17 protein-coding genes are annotated in these 16,868 nt (G+C 64.9%); 10 read left to right on the forward strand and 7 right to left on the reverse strand.

Annotated features, from left to right (window positions below):
- Positions 1-116: 116 nt before the first annotated feature.
- Positions 117-260: a hypothetical protein gene (locus ABEI27_RS07445; RefSeq protein ID WP_375798778.1), complete on the forward strand. Its 144-nt coding sequence runs from the start codon at positions 117-119 to the stop codon at positions 258-260.
- Here the strand turns inward: ABEI27_RS07445 and ABEI27_RS07450 are convergent, their stop codons facing one another.
- The 4 genes from ABEI27_RS07450 to ABEI27_RS07465 are packed head-to-tail and all read right to left on the reverse strand — an operon-like array spanning position 261 to position 5,022.
- Positions 261-2,474: a hypothetical protein gene (locus ABEI27_RS07450; protein WP_375798779.1), complete on the reverse strand. Its 2,214-nt coding sequence runs from the start codon at positions 2,472-2,474 to the stop codon at positions 261-263. It lies immediately after the preceding gene.
- A gap of 57 nt (positions 2,475-2,531) precedes the next feature.
- Entirely contained in the window at positions 2,532-3,314 is a 783-nt protein-coding gene (locus ABEI27_RS07455; RefSeq protein ID WP_375798780.1) for a hypothetical protein, read from the reverse strand.
- 56 nt (positions 3,315-3,370) lie between these two features.
- Positions 3,371-4,537 (reverse strand): pyridoxal phosphate-dependent aminotransferase, encoded by a 1,167-nt coding sequence (locus ABEI27_RS07460; protein WP_375798781.1) that lies wholly within the window; start codon positions 4,535-4,537, stop codon positions 3,371-3,373.
- Entirely contained in the window at positions 4,534-5,022 is a 489-nt protein-coding gene (locus ABEI27_RS07465; protein ID WP_375798782.1) for an Lrp/AsnC family transcriptional regulator, read from the reverse strand. Before ABEI27_RS07465 ends, ABEI27_RS07460 begins: the two co-directional genes overlap by 4 nt.
- A 131-nt stretch (positions 5,023-5,153) precedes the next feature.
- Here ABEI27_RS07465 and ABEI27_RS07470 point away from each other — a divergent pair, with 131 nt between their 5' ends.
- The 8 genes from ABEI27_RS07470 to ABEI27_RS07505 all read left to right on the forward strand — a co-directional run bounded on the left by ABEI27_RS07470 (position 5,154) and on the right by ABEI27_RS07505 (position 14,543).
- The gene (locus tag ABEI27_RS07470; protein WP_375798783.1) at positions 5,154-6,971 is read left to right on the forward strand and encodes a BatA domain-containing protein; all 1,818 of its coding nucleotides are present in this window, start codon (positions 5,154-5,156) and stop codon (positions 6,969-6,971) included.
- Complete coding sequence (locus ABEI27_RS07475) at positions 6,971-9,328, forward strand: VWA domain-containing protein (RefSeq protein ID WP_375798784.1); 2,358 nt, start codon at positions 6,971-6,973, stop codon at positions 9,326-9,328. Before ABEI27_RS07470 ends, ABEI27_RS07475 begins: the two co-directional genes overlap by 1 nt.
- A 23-nt stretch (positions 9,329-9,351) precedes the next feature.
- Positions 9,352-9,684: a hypothetical protein gene (locus tag ABEI27_RS07480; RefSeq protein WP_375798785.1), complete on the forward strand. Its 333-nt coding sequence runs from the start codon at positions 9,352-9,354 to the stop codon at positions 9,682-9,684.
- Positions 9,674-10,648, forward strand: coding sequence for a hypothetical protein (locus tag ABEI27_RS07485; protein WP_375798786.1), 975 nt, complete (start codon positions 9,674-9,676; stop codon positions 10,646-10,648). The genes ABEI27_RS07480 and ABEI27_RS07485 overlap by 11 nt, the downstream gene beginning before the upstream one ends.
- A gap of 12 nt (positions 10,649-10,660) precedes the next feature.
- Complete coding sequence (locus tag ABEI27_RS07490; RefSeq protein ID WP_375798787.1) at positions 10,661-11,614, forward strand: AAA family ATPase; 954 nt, start codon at positions 10,661-10,663, stop codon at positions 11,612-11,614.
- Positions 11,604-12,497 carry a DUF58 domain-containing protein gene (locus tag ABEI27_RS07495; RefSeq protein ID WP_375798788.1) on the forward strand — a complete coding sequence of 298 codons (894 nt, stop codon included), beginning with the start codon at positions 11,604-11,606 and terminating at the stop codon, positions 12,495-12,497. The genes ABEI27_RS07490 and ABEI27_RS07495 overlap by 11 nt, the downstream gene beginning before the upstream one ends.
- A 111-nt stretch (positions 12,498-12,608) precedes the next feature.
- Positions 12,609-13,862 carry an MFS transporter gene (locus ABEI27_RS07500; RefSeq protein WP_375798789.1) on the forward strand — a complete coding sequence of 418 codons (1,254 nt, stop codon included), beginning with the start codon at positions 12,609-12,611 and terminating at the stop codon, positions 13,860-13,862.
- A 117-nt stretch (positions 13,863-13,979) separates the two neighbouring features.
- Positions 13,980-14,543 (forward strand): thioredoxin family protein, encoded by a 564-nt coding sequence (locus ABEI27_RS07505; protein ID WP_375798790.1) that lies wholly within the window; start codon positions 13,980-13,982, stop codon positions 14,541-14,543.
- 70 nt (positions 14,544-14,613) lie between these two features.
- On the opposite strand, the gene ABEI27_RS07510 is transcribed toward ABEI27_RS07505, so the two are convergent.
- The 3 genes from ABEI27_RS07510 to ABEI27_RS07520 all read right to left on the reverse strand — a co-directional run bounded on the left by ABEI27_RS07510 (position 14,614) and on the right by ABEI27_RS07520 (position 16,083).
- Entirely contained in the window at positions 14,614-15,273 is a 660-nt protein-coding gene (locus ABEI27_RS07510; protein WP_375798791.1) for a hypothetical protein, read from the reverse strand.
- A 126-nt stretch (positions 15,274-15,399) separates the two neighbouring features.
- Positions 15,400-15,849 carry an RNA-binding protein gene (locus tag ABEI27_RS07515; RefSeq protein WP_375798792.1) on the reverse strand — a complete coding sequence of 150 codons (450 nt, stop codon included), beginning with the start codon at positions 15,847-15,849 and terminating at the stop codon, positions 15,400-15,402.
- 36 nt (positions 15,850-15,885) lie between these two features.
- Positions 15,886-16,083, reverse strand: coding sequence for a DUF1918 domain-containing protein (locus ABEI27_RS07520; RefSeq protein ID WP_375798793.1), 198 nt, complete (start codon positions 16,081-16,083; stop codon positions 15,886-15,888).
- Positions 16,084-16,178: 95 nt separating this feature from the next.
- Here ABEI27_RS07520 and ABEI27_RS07525 point away from each other — a divergent pair, with 95 nt between their 5' ends.
- Positions 16,179-16,856 (forward strand): DsbA family protein, encoded by a 678-nt coding sequence (locus tag ABEI27_RS07525; protein ID WP_375798794.1) that lies wholly within the window; start codon positions 16,179-16,181, stop codon positions 16,854-16,856.
- The last annotated feature ends 12 nt before the right edge of the window (positions 16,857-16,868 follow it).

Here is a 16,868-nt window from a genome sequence, read left to right on the forward strand (position 1 = left end):
CATATTTTGACGCTGCCACGCTTTTTGTGAGCATACTTGAGCCTTAAAAATAATTTATATCATATCAGAAAGTGTCAGAAAAATTCATATTAAACCGACACTATGTACCATCCGTCATGTCCGAAGATGACACCAACGCTGTGGCGGAGTACCTGTCCAATCACCCCCGTGCGATGGGCGTCCTGTTCACCGCGCTGCTGCTGCTCTCACAAGCAGGTTCAGCGGCGGCAGTCAACCACGGTGCGATCAACGGCCCCTGATCAGAGCGAATTCACGTCAACCAAGTCACTCCACCGTAGCTGACCGCCAATCAACGTAGGAATCGTCTCCTTCGAGAGAAACTCGTCCAGTTCAGACCGCGTCACGTAGAACGTATCGGCAGTACCAGATGAGAGATAGTACTGCTCGTTACCTGGTACGTACGGGACAACGAGACTTCCCAGTTCGTACGCAGCCGTGTGATATGTGTTGTAGTCGATCGCGAAGCCGCTACCTTTCTGCCTCACTCGGCACGTGTTAGGTATCGTCCCTTGGACCTGTGCGACGCAGAAACTCCCATCACCGACCACGATGTAGTTTTCACCGATGACAGCATCCTCCCTCGCAAGTTCTAGCGACGCACGGATCGGGAATCCATAATTCAACAGCCGAGAGAGCGTCCGCCCGATGTCGACCGCCCCGCTGTTGATCACGTCGTTGAGCGTGACGATTCCGGCGATCGCCCCGCGCTCGATCAACTCCATCCCCTGTTCGTACGACTGGCACGCGTTGAGGAGGAACGAGTCGATGTCGATCGCATCGATCGTCGTCACGTCGAGTGCCCCGTCGGGGCACTGAAACCCGTCGTCGTCGATGTGGCCGATGAAGTGGAGAAACTCCGCCTCTTGGGTGAGGACGTCCCGGAGTTCCGCAACCGAGAGTTCATAATGTGTCCGCACGTCGAACGGCAGTTCCTCTCGGGAGCCGTACACCGACTCGACGGCGGCCCGCTCCTCGGCCATCCGTGGGTCGTTACAGACCACGGTGATGCCGATGTCGCCCTCGATCGGCTCCCGGTCGAGTCGATTCCGGTACGCCTGGAGCGAGGCCTTGCTCGCGCCGATCGGAATTCCGTCGCCGAACCACGACTGTTCGAGCGAGTCGGACTCCGGCGGCCTGACGTACGTCCGCCTTCGGTGGGCGCGGTCGCTCGAATCGACGCTCTGGCTCTGACTGCGGCTTCGAGTGCCGACGCTCCGAGTGAAATCGTCGCCCGAGAGTGTCCGACCCGTTGGCGACGGTGCCGACGCCCCACGGAGGAACTCGTTCACGGCGTCCGTCTGCACGGCCGATCCGCCGGTGAGGTTGCACTCGGGTGTCCGAACGATGGCGAGATCGTTAGCGACGAACGGGAGTAGTTCGACGTTCGACCCGGTCGGAGCGACGCGCGTCGTGAGTTTCCACTCGGGAATGTGAGATTCGACCAGGTCGTACGGCACGTCGAGGTACGAATCGAGTTGCGCACCGAGCGGACGGCCGTAGAGATCGGCGAAGTCCAGCCCCAGGTCCGATTCTAACGCTGCTCGCTCGTGCAGATCAACCTCGTAGTAGCCTTCAGTTCTGGTGAGGCAATCGAGGAAGAACGTCTGTTTCAGCACGCGGGACACCGTCTCCTCGAACCCGGTCGGACCATCGAGACCGTATTCGAACCCGTCGTCGGTGACGATCCGTGCCGCCTCACCGGGGACGACTTCGGCCCCGAGGTAGTACGCGAGCGGTGCGGCCACGTAGGTGTGCCGTCGGGTCTCCGGCAGGACGATCGAGACGCCCGTCTCCGGCGGTTCGAGTCCGTCGGGCGCATCGAACGTGGCCCCGCGCTCTATCAACGGCGGATGGCCGCGCAGCGACGGATACGAACGCTCCACGCTCGTCGTCTTCAGGGCCGACCCAAGGAGCGAGACCGCACGCATCGCGTCCCGCGGTCGATCGGTGGTCTGGATCGTCGCTGCGGGGCGTTTGTGGTGCGAACGCGCGCCCACGAGGACGTCGGTGTCGTCACCGAACTCGATTCTGGTCTCCATCGCGTCCGAGACGACCCGAATCGAGGAGTCGACCCGGAGATAGAGCTTGATCGGCGCGAAGAGTTCGACGCTGTATCGACCCTCGGGAAACGTTTGATCTGCGAAGTGCTCGGTCTGCGCCAGCATCTGTCCGTCGCCGTCACGAACACAGACCGAGACGGCGGTCTCGAGGTCGAGTTGATCGGTTCGCAGACTGACCGCGGCGTCGGCAGGGAACTGGAACGCCGTCGGATCGGCCCGTCGAATGCGGGCCGGTTCCGAGGTCGAAAGCGCAAACTGACTCCGTTCGATCGGGTCAGAGACCACGATGCCGCTTCGATCCGAGAGCGCCTCGAACTCGATCTGGAGGTGATCGTCCCCGGTCGTCGGGACAGGGTCAGAAGCCGAGTGCTCGCGGCTATCGAAGCGTTCCATCGTATGAGAGAATTGCGCACATAATAAAAAGCGTACTGGTCGTTGTGCTCGCCGTTTTCAGTCGATCGACAGCCACTCCGAGGTCACCCCAGCGTCGCGGAAGTGCCATCGCTGCTGTGTCGCTGTGCCCTCAAGACGCAGTTCGACGACAGCATCGAAGAGGGGTTCGAGCAGTCTGACTATCTTCGCGTTGTGGGGCATCTGTAGTCTGACGTGTCCCATCGCCCCGACCCGCCGGACGTCGCTGGCGAGAAGATGGAGGAACTGAAAGACCGTTCGCTCGTCGTGCTCCGAGAGCAGCGACGCAGTGCAGTCGAAGGCCACCCGTAACTCGGCTGGCTCGAGTCCGCCTGCAATCGCGTTCAGCTGGTCGATTGCGGAACTGACCTCGACGCCGAGATCGGTGATCGAACCCGAAACTGCCGTCCTGACGTCCGTGGAACCGTGGGGACCGTCTGTCGGGGGTCTGGCAGCTGACAGGCCGCCTGGTCCTGTCTCGGGCCCGTCCGTTCCGGCTTCCGGACCCGCCGCTTCCGAACTACTGGCCTCGGTGGATCCTCTGGCGTCGACGTCGTAGTGGAGGATCCGCGTCCACTCTGGCGTCCAGCGGTCGATGTCGGCGAAGCGAACGTCGGGGCTCCGCCCTCGCTCGACGACCAGTCGCCGCCGATTCTCGGACGCATCGCCGAGCATACACCCCGATACGCGTGCGTACTGCTCCTCCGGCACCGTCCCGACGACCAGAAGTGCGCTACCGCGCGTCTTCAGGTCCTCGAGAGCCGTCGCAACGCCCACAGTGGCACCAACAGCCGCATCGTCGGAGCCGCGTCCTGCGTGCATTCATCTCACTTCTGGGGGGCCTCACAAATAATACTTTGTGAACTGAAACGTCCCCGTCAGGAAGAGCCGACGAACGACTCGATCCGGCCGAGTGCCGTCTTCAGATCGCGCATCCCGGAGGCGTACGAGACGCGAAGGTGTCCTTCGCCGCCGGAACCGAAGACCCGGCCCGGAACGAGCGCAACGCGCTCCTCCCGGATCAGTGCCTCAGCGAACTCCTCGTCGTTCTCCCAACCGGGGGGACACTGCGGGAACACGTAGAACGCGCCCTTCGCCTCGAAGCAGTCCATCCCGAGTTCGTTGAACCGTGAGATGACGAACTGCCGCCGCCGATTGAACGCCTGTCGCATCTCTGCGACGGCGTCGTCGCAAGATTCGAGCGCTTCGATGGCTGCGAACTGCGCCGTGGTCGGTGACGACAGCATCGTATACTGGTGGATGCGGTTCATCCCGTCGATGACCGTCGGCGGCCCGAGCGCGTACCCGAGGCGCAGTCCCGTCATCGCGTAGGCCTTCGAGAACCCGTTGAAAATGACCGTCCGCTCGCGCATCCCCGGAAGCGTCGCAATCGAGACGTGGTCGTCATCGTATCGGAGCGACGCGTAGATCTCGTCCGAGAGGACGAAGATGTCGTGTTCACGGGCGAACTCGGCGACCTCGGCAAGTTCGTCGCGGGTCATCACCGCACCCGTCGGATTGTTCGGGTAGCAGAGGACCAGCGCCGATGCCTCGGCGGCCCCGGCGCGTTCGAGGTCCTCGTAGGTGAGCACGAAGTCGTTCTCAGCGCGGGTCTCCACGGGGAGCGGGTCGCCGCCGGCGAACGTCACCGTCGGACTGTAGGAGATGTACGTCGGCTCCGGGACCGCAACCACGTCTCCGGGGTCGACGAGTGCGCGCATTGCGAGATCGACTCCCTCCGACGCGCCCGTCGTGACGATGACCTCCTCGTCGGAGTCGTATTCGAGGTCGTATCGGGTGACGTGTTCAGCGATCTGTTCTCTGAGGTCCCGACGGCCGCGGTTCGCGGTGTACGAGGTCCGCCCTCTCTCAAGGGAGTCGATGGCGGCCGTTCGGGCGGCCCACGGGGCCGAGAAGTCGGGTTCGCCGACACCGAGCGAGACGAGGTCGTCCATCTCCTCGGCGAGTTCGAAGAACCGTCGAATGCCCGACGGCGGCGTCTGTCTCGCTCGCTTTGAGAGCGGACTCGTGAGCTCCTCGCTCATGGTGAGACGGCCAGTCTGTCGTCGTCGTCGCCGTCACCGAAGTAGACGCCGCGCTCCTTGTAGGTCCGCATCACGAAGTGCGTCACCGTCTGGGTGACTTCGGGAATCGGCGCAATCTGTTCGGAGACGAAGTTCGAGACGTCGTGCATCGAGTCGCCCTCGACGTCGACGGCGAAATCGTAGTCGCCCGAGATGAGTCGCAGCGATGCGACCTGTGAAAACTTCGCGATCCGCTGAGCGATGTCCTCGTAGCCGGTCTCGCGGTCGAGTTCGACGTTCAATTCGACTTCCGCACGAACGTGTCTCTCGTCCACGCTGTCCCAGTCGACGACGGCCTGGTACCCGCGGATCGCCCCATCGGTCTCCAGTTCGTCGACCAGCTCCTCGACCGTTGCTGCATCGACACCGAGTTGCCGCGCGATGTCCTCAGTGCTCTGTCGAGCGTTGCTCAGCAACAGGTCGAGCAGTTCCCGCTTCGCTTCCATATGTGAGGCGAAGGGACCCCTGTTGAAATGATTTGCTCTCCGGCCGTCGAACTGCACGCGCCGGTGGTGATACGCCGTCGATCGACGGCAGTGGGAAAGGCCCAATATCCCTGGGGTACGCCACCATCACGATGGCTCTCTCTGACGTTTTCCTCTCTCCGCTCGGTCTGGCCGCTCTGCTGGCGGCCGTCCCCGTGATTGTCCTGTATCTGATCCGCCCGGACCCACGACGGGTGACGCTCCCGACGGTCCGGTTTTTATCGGACTCTTCGGGGACCTCTTCGTCGGCGCCGCTGCTCGAACGACTCAAGCGCAACGCACTTTTGGCGCTCCAGTTGCTGGCGATCCTCCTGTTCGCGCTTGCGCTCGCGACGCCGTACGTCGTCGCGCCCCAGTCCGAAACCGTCGAGGAGACGGTGCTGGTCGTCGACGCCAGCGCAAGTATGACCGTCGAGACCACCGACGGCACGCGGTTCGATCAGGCAGTCGCGGCTGCCCGCGACGCCGTCACCCCAACTACCTCCATCGTCGTCGCCGACGGAAGCGCGAGAATCGCGCTCCGGGGAGGGACCGCTTCGGACGCCGAGACGGTGCTGTCGTCGCTCCAAGCGACGGCCGCCCCCGGAAATCTGCGCGCGGCGGTCTCGCGAGCGACGAGCATCGCCGGTGAGAGCGCCAGAATCGTCGTGCTCAGCGACTTTGCCGGCGACGACAACTGGCAACCGGCCATCCGGGCGGCCCGCGCCCGCGGACTGACGGTCGATCTTCGGCAGTTCGCCAGCGGCGGCGCGGGCAACGTCGGCGTCGTGGATCAGCGGTTCTCCGGAAGCGAAGTCACGGTCTCGGTCCAGAACTTCGGCTCCGAATCCGTCGACCGCGAGGTCTCACTCGGCGACGAGACCGCAACAGTCTCGCTTGACTCCGGCGACATCCGGAGCGTCACGCTCCCGGTTCCCGAAGGCGGCGGCGAACTCCGTCTCTCACCGGGTGATTCGTTCCCGGCAGACGACCGCGCCTACGTGGCTGCACCGGCGGACGCGAGCGTAAATGCCCTGCTCGTCACGAACGACGAGAACCGCTATCTCACCGCCGCGCTGTCCGTTGTCGAGGCCGTAGACGTGACCACCGTCAGGCCGCCGGACACGGTCCCGAGTCCGCCCGGTGAGGCGTACGACGTGGTGCTCTACAGCAACGTCGACGCCGACGCCCTCGGCGAAGAACACATCACGGCCGGCCGCGATGCGCTGTCGGCGGGCGGCGGGGTCGGGATTCAGGCCCAGTCGCTCTCGTCGATGCCGGTCGAAGACTACGGCGATCTCCTGCTTGTGGACTCGACGACGATGGGGTCGAACCCGACGCTCGGGACACCGGCAGATGCCGACCTCACGCGCGAGTTTACTTTCCCGCCGCCGGAGCGATACGTCCGCGGTGACCTCCGTACGGGGCAAGCGCTCCTGACGACGACCGACGGGACGCCGATCGTGGCCACCGATTCGCGCGACGGCGGCCAGGTCCTCTACTACGGCTATCTGGAGTCTGCGTCGTCGTTCAAATACGACTACGAGTACCCGATCTTCTGGAAGCGGGCCGCCTACGAACTCGCGGGCCGCGAATCGCTGGCGGAACTGAACCGCGAGACCGGCGAGCGGCTCCGGTTCCAGAATGAGACGACAGTCCGGACGCCGACCGGGGAGGTGACCGCATCGAGCGTCGTGACCCGCCAGGCGGGGTTCTACGCGACCGAAGATACCCGGTACAGCGCGTCGCTACTCAGCCCGAGCGAGTCCGACGTCGCGGCGGCGTCGGTCGAGCAGACAGCGGGCGGTGGTCCTACCTCGCGAACCGAGGAGCGGACGGCTCCGGACCCGCTGACGGAGTATCTCGCGCTGGGCCTCATCGCGGTCGCAATCGGAGAGATCGCCTTCCTCCGACGGCGAGGTGATCTCTGATGGTGAGCATCGAACTCACGCAGGGGCTGTCGATCGGTCTCGCCCGCCCGCTGTTCCTCTTGGCGCTCCCTCTCTGCACAGCGGCAGTGTGGGCGCTGATCTACCGGGCGACCTCGGGCGCTGCGTCAGCGACCTCCCGGCGCTGGCTTCTGCTTGCGCGAGTTGCCGTCATCGCGCTCGTCGTCGTCTCCGCGGCTGGGCCGTACACCGCCCAGTCGCGGGAGACGGCCGGCGATCCGCGCGTGACGATGCTGGTCGACCGCTCGGACAGTATGGCGGTCACACCGAACGTCGCCGATCGCCTCACCGAATCAATCGAGTCCGCGGGCGTCTCGGTCCGGCGGGTTCCGGTTGGCGCGAACGCGTCATCCCCGATCGGTGACGCTGTCGCCGCGAACGTCCGCGAGAACGGGCGCGTGGTGCTTGTCAGCGACGGGCGGGTCACCAGCGGCCAGTCGCTTCGAGAAGCGGCCGCCCTCGCGCGATCCGTCAACGCCTCGGTGTCGACTGTGTCGCTGGAGCCGCGGACGAGAGAGCGCTACGTAACGGTCGAGGGGCCCGAGAAGGCCAGCCTGGGCGTTGAGAACCGCTTTGCCGCCCGCGTCGATGGTGTCGGTCCGAACACCTCCGCGACGATCACCGTGCGGGTCGACGGCGAACCCGTCCTCGAACGCACGGCCAACGACGCGCCGACGACGATTCCGTTCAACCAGACGTTCGAGTCCACGGGGAGCCACACGATCACCGCCGAAATCGACGTGACCGACCGCTTCGTGGCGAACGACGTCTATCGGAAGACGGTCCGTGTGGTCGAACGGCCCGAGATTCTCTACGTTTCGCCCGGCGACTACCCGTTCCGTGAGTATCTCGGCGAACTCTACGACGTCACGACTGCGGAACAGGTGCCGGAGAACCTCTCGCCGTACTACGCGGTCGTCGTTCAGGACGCGCCCGCAGGATCGATTGGGAATGTCGACCGGCTTCAGGAGTTCGTCATCGACGGCGGGGGCCTGCTGGTGGTCGGCGGGCTTAACGCCTTCGCCGGCGGCGACTACCGCGGATCAGAGATCGCATCGATGCTGCCGGTGTCGGTCGGCGAGGGCCAGCGGCGGGCGACGAACATCGTCCTCGCCGTCGACGTCTCCGGTAGCGCCGAGGAGGGAATGCGGATCCAGAAGTCCGCAGCGCTGTCGGTGCTCGGCCAACTCGGCGACGAGAACGAGGTGGGGCTGGTCGCGTTCAATTACCAGGCCTACCGAGTGAGCGGGATCGAACCGCTCTCGCAGAATCGTGGCGAGCTGCAGGACAAGATTCGACGGCTTCGCGCCGGCGGGGCGACGGACATCGCGAGCGGCATCAGCGGCGCTGCCGAACTACTCGATGACCGGACCGGGACGATTATCCTGATTAGCGACGGCGGTGACAACCCCGAACGCGCGGCGGAGATCGCATCACGGCTCTCAGAGCGGGGGATTCGAGTCATTACGGTTGGCGCGGGCGAGCGCGTCAACGAAGAGACGCTGCGGACGATTGCCGGTGCGGGCGAAGGAAGTTATTTCCGCGCTACCGACACGACGCGACTGGGCATCCTCTTCGGAGGCGCTGGCTCGCCGGGCGGATCCGGACTCGTCGTCCTCGACCGGAACGCGTTCGTCACGTCGGGGGTCACGCTGACAGCGTCGCCCGCGGCGTTCAATGCCGTCTCTGTCAGGCCGGGGGCGAACTTCCTCGTCGCCGGGAGCGACGGGCAACCGGCAATCGCGACGTGGCGCTACGGGTTGGGTCGCGTTGCGACGGTCACCGCTTATGGGGAGGAGGGGACGCTCGACGGCCTGCTCCGCGACCCCGACTCGCTTCTCCTGACGCGGACGACGAACTACGCCATCGGCGATCCCGAGCGAAAGGCGACGGGAATCGTCGGTCTGCCGGACACCCGTGTCGGCGTCCCGACGACAGTGACGTACCGGAGCCAGACGCGCCCCGAGATCGGGAATCTCTCGTTTCGGCGGGTCGGTGAGGAGACGTACCGGGCGACGCTGACGCCCAGGGAGACGGGCTACTTCCGGGTCGCGAACGCGACATATGCCGCGAACTACCCTGAGGAGTACGCCGCATTCGGCCCGGCGCCGGCCCTGGAGTCGCTCGTCGAGGAGACGGGCGGCCGTGAGTTCACTGCTGGCCAGGGCGCACAGATTGCACGGTTCGCCGCCAAGCGCGCTCGCGGCGTCCGCCCGGTTCGGACTGACTGGACCTGGCTCTCCCTTCTCGCCGGACTGCTCGTGTTTACTGCCGAAGTGAGCTATCGGCGGCTTCAAGTCCGTCGCCGAAAGACAACTTCGGACGGAGGCCTCCCGTGACGTTCATCGGCCGTCGCCCAAATATGATGCTCGTCGTCGCCCTGCTGGTCCTCGCTGCCGGGACCGTCGGGGTGACGGTCCTCTATCAGTCCAGCGTCTCGGCGGTCGAGACACAGAACAGCCAACTCCGCGCACAGAACGAACAGTTGCGGGAGGACCTACAGACCGCCCGCGACCGGATCAGTTCGCTCGAATCGCGAGCATCGCAACTCGAATCGGAGGTCGAGTCGCTGAAGAGCCAACTCGAACGGGTTCGGTCCGAACGGGACTCCTACCGCGAGGACCTCCGGAGCGTCTGTGAGCAGTGGCCAGAGGGGAACGAAAGCGCCCCCGAGGAGTGCAAGAATGTCGAGTGACCCAGCCCCCGACAGCGACGGAGCAGCGTCAGCGAACGAATCCCCACTGACGGGAAGAGCGCCGGCGGAGGCGTCTGGCGACTCGACCGCGCGGATCCGCGCGGCGCTCGACGAGGTCCGCCGTGAGGTACGCAAGGCCGCAGTCATTCACGCCGCTGTCGACGCCGCGCTCATCGCGCTCGCGGCGAACTTCCTCGTTATACTCTTCGACCCTGAGGCGCTGCGGGTCCTGGTTCGACTCCCGGACGCTGCCGTCGCTCTCCTCCGCGGCGTGCCGGTCCTCGGGCGTGCCGCGCCAACGACGGTCGGCGCGGGTTCGCTTCTCGCCCTTATCCTCGGCGTCGTCGCGTTCGCTAGCGTGTATCTGCTCCGAATGCGGCGGTCCCTCGTCGAGCGATTCGAGGCTGCGAATCCGGCGCTCCGCGCGGCGCTGCGAACCGCTCGCGACGCCGTCGAAGCTGGACACGAGGGGACGATGGCCAAGCGGCTCTACGACGACGTGATCGAGCGCCTTGGCGAGACGTCGGCGTTCGAACTCGTTGCGGTGCGCCGTGTCGCGGTCACTGCCGTTCTCGTCGTCCTCGTCAGCCTCGCGAGCGTCCAGATCGCCGTCGTCGACCCGGACCTGGGCGGCCTGCTCGGGCCGGGCGAGACAGGAAATATCGAGCGGCCGGACGACGACGGCCTACAGGACGGCGATCAGGTGCTCGGCGACCGCGAGGACGTACAGGCGGGCGAAGAGCTGCAGAACATCAGTGTCACGGGGAGCGGGGAGGTGATCGACGAAGGCGCGACCGGTGCCGGCGACAACTACGGCGACGTCGGCGGCGGGAGCGGTGCGTTCGACAGTCAGCAGGCCGGATTCAGGGGTGAGCAGCGGATCGAAGACGCCGAACTCGTCCGCGAGTACAACCTGCGAATCAGAGAGATCGATGATGAGGAGACGACGGCGACGACCCAATAGCGATACGAACCGATGAACGGCTCAAACGACGACATCGACCGAATCCAGCGCAGACTCACAGCCCTCCGCACAGAGGTCGGCAAACGCATCGTCGGTCAGTCCGACGTGGTCGAGCAACTGCTCGTCTGCTTGCTCTGTGACGGCAACGCCCTGATCGAGAGCAACCCCGGACTGGGGAAGACGACGCTCGTGCGGACCATCGCGGACGCGACGAACCTCTCGTTCTCGCGCATCCAGAACACGCCCGACCTGATGCCGGCTGACATCACCGGCACGGAGATCATCCGCGAGGCGGGCGGCGATCGGGAGTTCGTCTTCGAGCGTGGACCGGTGTTCGCGAACCTCGTCCTCGCCGACGAGATCAACCGTGCGACGCCGAAGACCCAGGCGGCACTGCTGGAGGCGATGCAGGAGAAACAGGTCACGACGGCGGGGCAGACGCGTGAACTCCCCCGACCCTTCTTCGTCCTCGCGACGCAGAATCCCATCGATCAGGAGGGGACCTACCCGCTTCCGGAAGCCCAGACTGACCGCTTCCTCCTCAAGATCCTCGTCGATTACCCGAGTCGCGGCGAGGAGCGCGAGATCGTCGACCGGTACACCACGGGTTCGCCGGATCCGGCGGTCGATCGGGTACTCTCGCGCGATGGACTCCAGCACGCACAGCAACTGGTCCGGGAACTCCCGATCGCCGACGACATTCGCGACAGGGTGATCGACCTCGTGCGGGCGACCCGGACTGCCGAAAACGTCGAGTTCGGCGCGAGTCCGCGGGCCAGTATGGGACTCGTCGTGGCCGCGAAGGCTCGCGCCTTCCTCGAAGGCCGGTCGCACGTCACCTGGGACGACGTCGCGGCGATGGCCCATCCGGTGCTCAGACACCGGCTCATCGTCGATTTCCGGGCCGAGCGCGAGGGCACGACCGCCGACGACGTCGTCGCGGCGTTGCTCGACGATGCCGATTGAGCCGTCGTTTCTCGACGAACTCGCCGCGCTCGAAGCGTCGCTAACGCGGGAGACCGACTCGCCGCAGCAGGGCGAACAGCAGTCGCCGAACGTGGGCGAGGGGCTCACCTTCAGCGACTACCGACGATACGCCCCGGGCGACGACGTCCGCCGCATCGACTGGCGGGTCTTCGCGCGAACGGACGAGTACTTCATCAAACAGTACGAGGCCGAGCGGAATCTCACGGTTCACGTGCTCTTGGACACCTCGGCCTCGATGGACTTCGGCGACGGCGACGCGCACAAGTTCGAGTTCGGCGCACGGTTCGGTCTCGCATTCGCGTACTTCGCCGCTGCGGGCCACGACGCCTTCCGCTTTGCGACTATCGGAACCGATGTCGAGCGACTCGACCGCCGACAGTCGACACGGGGCGAACTCCTCCGGTTGCTCGACCGCGTGAACGACATCGAACCGGACGACCGAACTGACTTCGCCGACGCTCTCGCGGCGTACGCCGGAACGATTCACTCGCGCTCGCTCGTCGTGATCGTGAGCGATTTTCTCGAGGACCCCGACGCCATCGAGGACGGCCTCACTGCTCTCGATGACAACGACGTTCTCCTCCTCCACGTCGTCGCTCCCGACGAACGGGATCCCGACGTCGTCGGCGACGCCGTGTTCGAGGACCCCGAAACCGGAGCCACCCAGCGGACGTACTTCGCGGGATCGACGGCGGAATCGTACCGAAGCCGACTGTCGGCCCACGTCGACGAGGTAGCCGCCCGGGCGCGACGCCTCCGCGCCGAACACGTCGTCATCGACACGGACGCGGACTTCTTCGAGTCGTTCGCGCAGGTCTGGCGCCGGCAGGGCGACCGGGAGCGACGTCGCAACCGCGGGTAAGCACGCGTAGACGTAGTGACTGCCCCCGTCGCTCTCGGGACGGTTTGACGCCTCAACGGTTCCCGAGACGCTTTCGGCGAGTATATTCCACTGCAGCGAGGAGTACGCCCTGTGACAGATGCAGGGAACCGTCGCGTCGTTACGCTCGTGACAGGGTCGCACTTCGTAAACCACTCGTACATCGTGATGCTCGCGCCGCTCGTCGGCGTCCTCGCCGCACGATTCGACGTCAGCATCGCCGCTATCGGAGCGGCAATCGGCGTCCAGAACGCGGTCATTCTCCTCCTGCAACTCCCGCTCGGCTACCTTTCTGACGCCTACAGCCGGACGCTCGTCCTCGGTATCTCGCTTGTTCTCGGTACCACAGGAGCAATACTCACTGCGACTGCCACCTCGTATGCGTGGCTCCTGGCCGCGCAGTTCGTCGTTGGGGTCGGCGTCGCGGGGCATCACCCGGCGCACTACCCGCTATTAGCATCGGCCTCGACGGACGCCACTCGTGGTCGAGCCTACAGCATCCACGCGTTCGGCGGCGCGGTCGGACTCGCCGCCCCGTTCGCCGTGGTGGCGGCGACGACTGCCCTCGGACTCTCGTGGCGAGCCGCGATCTGGACCATTACCGCCCTCGGCTCGGTCTACGGCGCGTATTGCCTCCTCAGTTTCCGAGCGGTCGACGACGACGTCACCCGTCCGGGGCTGGCGGAGCGTCCCGACGAGCGTCCGACGCTGCGATCGGTTCCGGGGCGCAGCAGGTCGCTATTCGGCGATCTGACGGCTTCCGGAGGGATCCTGGGACTCTCCGTGCTCGCGTTCCTCACCTCGATCGTCGCCTGGACGATCCGGACGTACACGCCCAGCCTGCTCGCCGGAGGATACGGGCTCGCAGACGGGACCGCGAGCGCGGTCACTTCGGCGATGCTCGCGGTCGGGGCTGGACTGATCCTCGCGGGTGGCGGGCTCACGGACCGCGTCGGTGCGGGGCCGATTATCATCGCCGGCTACGTGGCGCTCGTCGTCCTGACGGCGCTGCTGGCGACGCTCTCGCTCCCGCTCGCCGGACTCACGCTGGTGTTGCTCTTGAGTGGAAGCATCAGTTTCTCCCGCCCAGCGCGCTCGACACTCGCCGATCGGCTCTCGGCGCGCGCCGACCTGGGGAAGAACTTCGCGCTCGTAACGATCGGTATCTCACTCGGCGGCGTCGTCGCCCCACCGGTGTTCGGCTACCTGATCGACACTGTCGGTCTCGGGGTCTCCTTCGGCCTCGTGGCGGCGATCGGCCTCGTTTCGCTGGGCCTCGCGTGGTGGATCGTCCGCGATGCTGACAGCGACCTCCTGCAGACGACTGTCGGCGTCGAGGGGGACTGAGTTACGGAGGCTGACCAGGCAGTCGGTCTACAGAAGAGCAAGGCGAGGGCCTCCGGGCTCGATCCCGAGGTTCACTGGAACGAACACACATTTGAGCGGTGAGGTCGTCTATGTTGTATGGTTCTCGTCGAATCCGATTCCGAACTGTCACGAGGCGATACGGCCCCGGCCTTCGAACTTCCCGGGGCGGACGGAAAGACGTACTCGTTGTCGGAATTTGCCGACTACGACGCCCTGCTCGTGGTCTTCACCTGCAACCACTGTCCGTACGCTGAGGCGAAGGTCGAGGAACTGAATCACCTAGCGCACGCTTACGGCGAACTCGCGGTCGTCGGCATCAATCCGAACGACGCCGAGGCGTATCCCGACGACTCCCTCGAACGGATGAACGAACGGATCGAGAACGGTGAAGTGCAGTACACCGCGTACCTGCGCGACGAATCCCAGGAGGTCGCCCGGGAGTACGGAGCGGTCTGCACGCCTGATCCGTTCTTGTTCGAACGCGACGGCGACAGGTTCCGCCTGGCGTTCCACTCGCGGATCGACGACGCGATGAATCCCGACGCCGAACCCGAGCGCCACGAGATGCGCGAGGCGGTCGAAGCGCTGCTTGACGGCGAGGAAATCCCCGTCGATCCGACGCCATCGCAGGGCTGCTCGATCAAGTGGGTCGACGACTAGGCCAACCCAGCGTCGCGATACCGACCGAAGGTACTGGACGACCACTCACCGCTGAGTGTGTCCACTCTGGTTATCCGATAATTCCTAACTGGTCGTCACGATTGACGACCGAGTATCCCTGCACAGCGAGGGCCTCTTCCCGGTACCGCGCTGCGACGAGACGTTGTGGAATGCGTCGAACGCCGAATCGCCTGTCGCCGCCGTAGTCGTACGCGACGAAAGTCTGGTCATCCTCACGAGAAACGGTCACGTCGTACGTCGACCACGGTCGGCCGTTCGCGGTGACTGACAACTCGATTCGATGGGTCCCGTTGGACGTAGATTCGGTCCGCGTTTCGACCGCCATCCGAACTGATCGCAGGCCGAATAAATACGAAACGTGGTACGTTATCGTCCCGTCTTCAGCGGTGATCCGGTCTGCGATCCCCCACTGGAAGGCGAGCAGTGGGGGCGTCGCTCCGGTGAACGATTCGACGACGCGCTCGGGGTTGGCGTCAGTCCGGAGTCGGACCGACCCGCGTGGTTGAACGATCGGTGCCCGGGTGACGAAGACGAGTACGGCGCCGACGACGAGCGCCGGGACGATCGAGGTTGCGAGAAACGTTCCGAGGAATATTGAGACCACGACAGCGGCAACGAGAGCACTCAACGGGCGTTCGCGTCTGAGGTACTGCTTCGCGACGGCAGTCGCTTCTGAAGGCCGGTCGAACTCTTGCACGGTGGAGGGCATCGTGTGGGCTTCTTGATGTCGGATAATATACCTACTGGAACCGCCACGACTGGCTGCTACGTGGATCGACAAGCGGCGTCAGGCCCGAACGGGGCGTCTCCCGTCGCAGGTGGGGCCCCCATCGACCTACTCCGGATCGCCGTCGAGCGTCTCTGCGCGTTCGAGCGCCTCACGGGCGTTCTCGACGGCGGCCTCCTTTGAGGCCGGATAGGCTTCCACCTTCGCTCGGAGCGTGATGCCGTCGCCGCGACGGACCTCGCCCCGGAACGCTGCCTGTTTGTCGAGTCGAAGAAACAGTTCGGTGTTGTCGGTGACGCGGTCGTCCAACTCCGAGAGCAACGTCTCGAACTCCGGAAGCGACGCGAGACGGCGGAGGGCGTGCCGCACGTCGTCGGCATTCTCGACACGCGCCGAGAGGACGACGATCCGATCGCCGTGGTGGCCTTCGCTCTTTGTGCGGGTCACCTCGAAGTCCTCCGGGAGGAACGTCCGCAGCGCGCTCTCTACGCGCTTTTCATCCTCGGTCTCGTAGCAGAAGGTCCGCAGATCGACGTAGTGAAACGGGATTCGGGGCATCGAGAACGCTTTGCGTCGAGGCGTGAAAAACTCCCGTTACTCTCCGTCGTCCGCGTCGTCTGCCTCTTCGAGTTGATCGGCCGAGATACCGACTTCTTGGCCCTCCTCGAAACTGATGGTGTACGTCGCGTCGCCGAACATCGTCTCGACGACCTGCGTGACGGTGCCGACCTCGCCGTCGAACTCGCTGTGTTTGTCGTGCAGTACCACGCTATCGTCTTCGTCGAACTCCATACCGGAGGAGCGCGCGCAGCGGTGAAAAATAGACTGGTTCCGCCCCACGTTCCGGGACAAACGCGATTATATATCGTCGGATCTTCAGTCCAGTTATGCGAACGACACGACGGTCGTACCTCGCCGCGCTAGGCGGCGCGACCGCGCTCGGATCAATTGCGGGTTGTCTCGGCGGCGACGGCGGTGGAAGCACACAGACTGCAAACGCCGCGCTTCCGGACAACTGTGACGTCGGCACGCTCGAAACCGTCTCCTCTCTGCCCCGACCGTCGCTCGGTCCGAGCGACGCCCCCGTCACCGTCGAAGTGTTTGAGGATTACACCTGCCCACACTGCCAGGATTTCACGCAGAAGGTGTACCCGGAGATCAAATCCACCTACGTCGACGCCGGCGACGCGCGGTATCGCTTCTTCGACTTCCCGATCCCGGTGAGTGACTGGTCGTGGCTCGCTGCCTCGGCTGCTCGGGCAGTGCAGGACCGCAGCGGCCAGAAGACCTTCTTCGAGTTCGCCAAGGGAGTGTACGAGAATCAGGACGGACTCTCCAGCAACGGCTACCAGATCGTCCACGACCTCGCTGCTGACCTCGGTATCGACGGGTGTACCGTTGCCGGGGCCGCAAGTCAGGAGCCCTACCGTCCTGTGGTGGAGGCTGACCGCCAGGAAGGTGTGAAACGCGAAATCCCTGGAACGCCGGCCGTCTACGTCAACGGCAAACTACTCGAGGGATACGGCTTAGACACGGTTCGCAGCGCGATAGAAGAGCAACTCTAGAAACCGGGTCGA

Origin of the sequence: Halobellus sp., assembly GCF_042218505.1 — an archaeon.
In the GTDB taxonomy this organism is placed as follows: Archaea; Halobacteriota; Halobacteria; order Halobacteriales; family Haloferacaceae; genus Haloquadratum.

Coding starts and splice junctions, on each gene's coding strand:
- ABEI27_RS07445 (WP_375798778.1), top strand. CDS start 117: ATGTCCGAAGATGACACCAACGCTGTGGCGGAGTACCTGTCCAATCAC.
- ABEI27_RS07450 (WP_375798779.1), bottom strand. CDS start 2,474: ATGGAACGCTTCGATAGCCGCGAGCACTCGGCTTCTGACCCTGTCCCG.
- ABEI27_RS07455 (WP_375798780.1), bottom strand. CDS start 3,314: ATGCACGCAGGACGCGGCTCCGACGATGCGGCTGTTGGTGCCACTGTG.
- ABEI27_RS07460 (WP_375798781.1), bottom strand. CDS start 4,537: ATGAGCGAGGAGCTCACGAGTCCGCTCTCAAAGCGAGCGAGACAGACG.
- ABEI27_RS07465 (WP_375798782.1), bottom strand. CDS start 5,022: ATGGAAGCGAAGCGGGAACTGCTCGACCTGTTGCTGAGCAACGCTCGA.
- ABEI27_RS07470 (WP_375798783.1), top strand. CDS start 5,154: ATGGCTCTCTCTGACGTTTTCCTCTCTCCGCTCGGTCTGGCCGCTCTG.
- ABEI27_RS07475 (WP_375798784.1), top strand. CDS start 6,971: ATGGTGAGCATCGAACTCACGCAGGGGCTGTCGATCGGTCTCGCCCGC.
- ABEI27_RS07480 (WP_375798785.1), top strand. CDS start 9,352: ATGATGCTCGTCGTCGCCCTGCTGGTCCTCGCTGCCGGGACCGTCGGG.
- ABEI27_RS07485 (WP_375798786.1), top strand. CDS start 9,674: ATGTCGAGTGACCCAGCCCCCGACAGCGACGGAGCAGCGTCAGCGAAC.
- ABEI27_RS07490 (WP_375798787.1), top strand. CDS start 10,661: ATGAACGGCTCAAACGACGACATCGACCGAATCCAGCGCAGACTCACA.
- ABEI27_RS07495 (WP_375798788.1), top strand. CDS start 11,604: ATGCCGATTGAGCCGTCGTTTCTCGACGAACTCGCCGCGCTCGAAGCG.
- ABEI27_RS07505 (WP_375798790.1), top strand. CDS start 13,980: ATGGTTCTCGTCGAATCCGATTCCGAACTGTCACGAGGCGATACGGCC.
- ABEI27_RS07510 (WP_375798791.1), bottom strand. CDS start 15,273: ATGCCCTCCACCGTGCAAGAGTTCGACCGGCCTTCAGAAGCGACTGCC.
- ABEI27_RS07515 (WP_375798792.1), bottom strand. CDS start 15,849: ATGCCCCGAATCCCGTTTCACTACGTCGATCTGCGGACCTTCTGCTAC.
- ABEI27_RS07520 (WP_375798793.1), bottom strand. CDS start 16,083: ATGGAGTTCGACGAAGACGATAGCGTGGTACTGCACGACAAACACAGC.
- ABEI27_RS07525 (WP_375798794.1), top strand. CDS start 16,179: ATGCGAACGACACGACGGTCGTACCTCGCCGCGCTAGGCGGCGCGACC.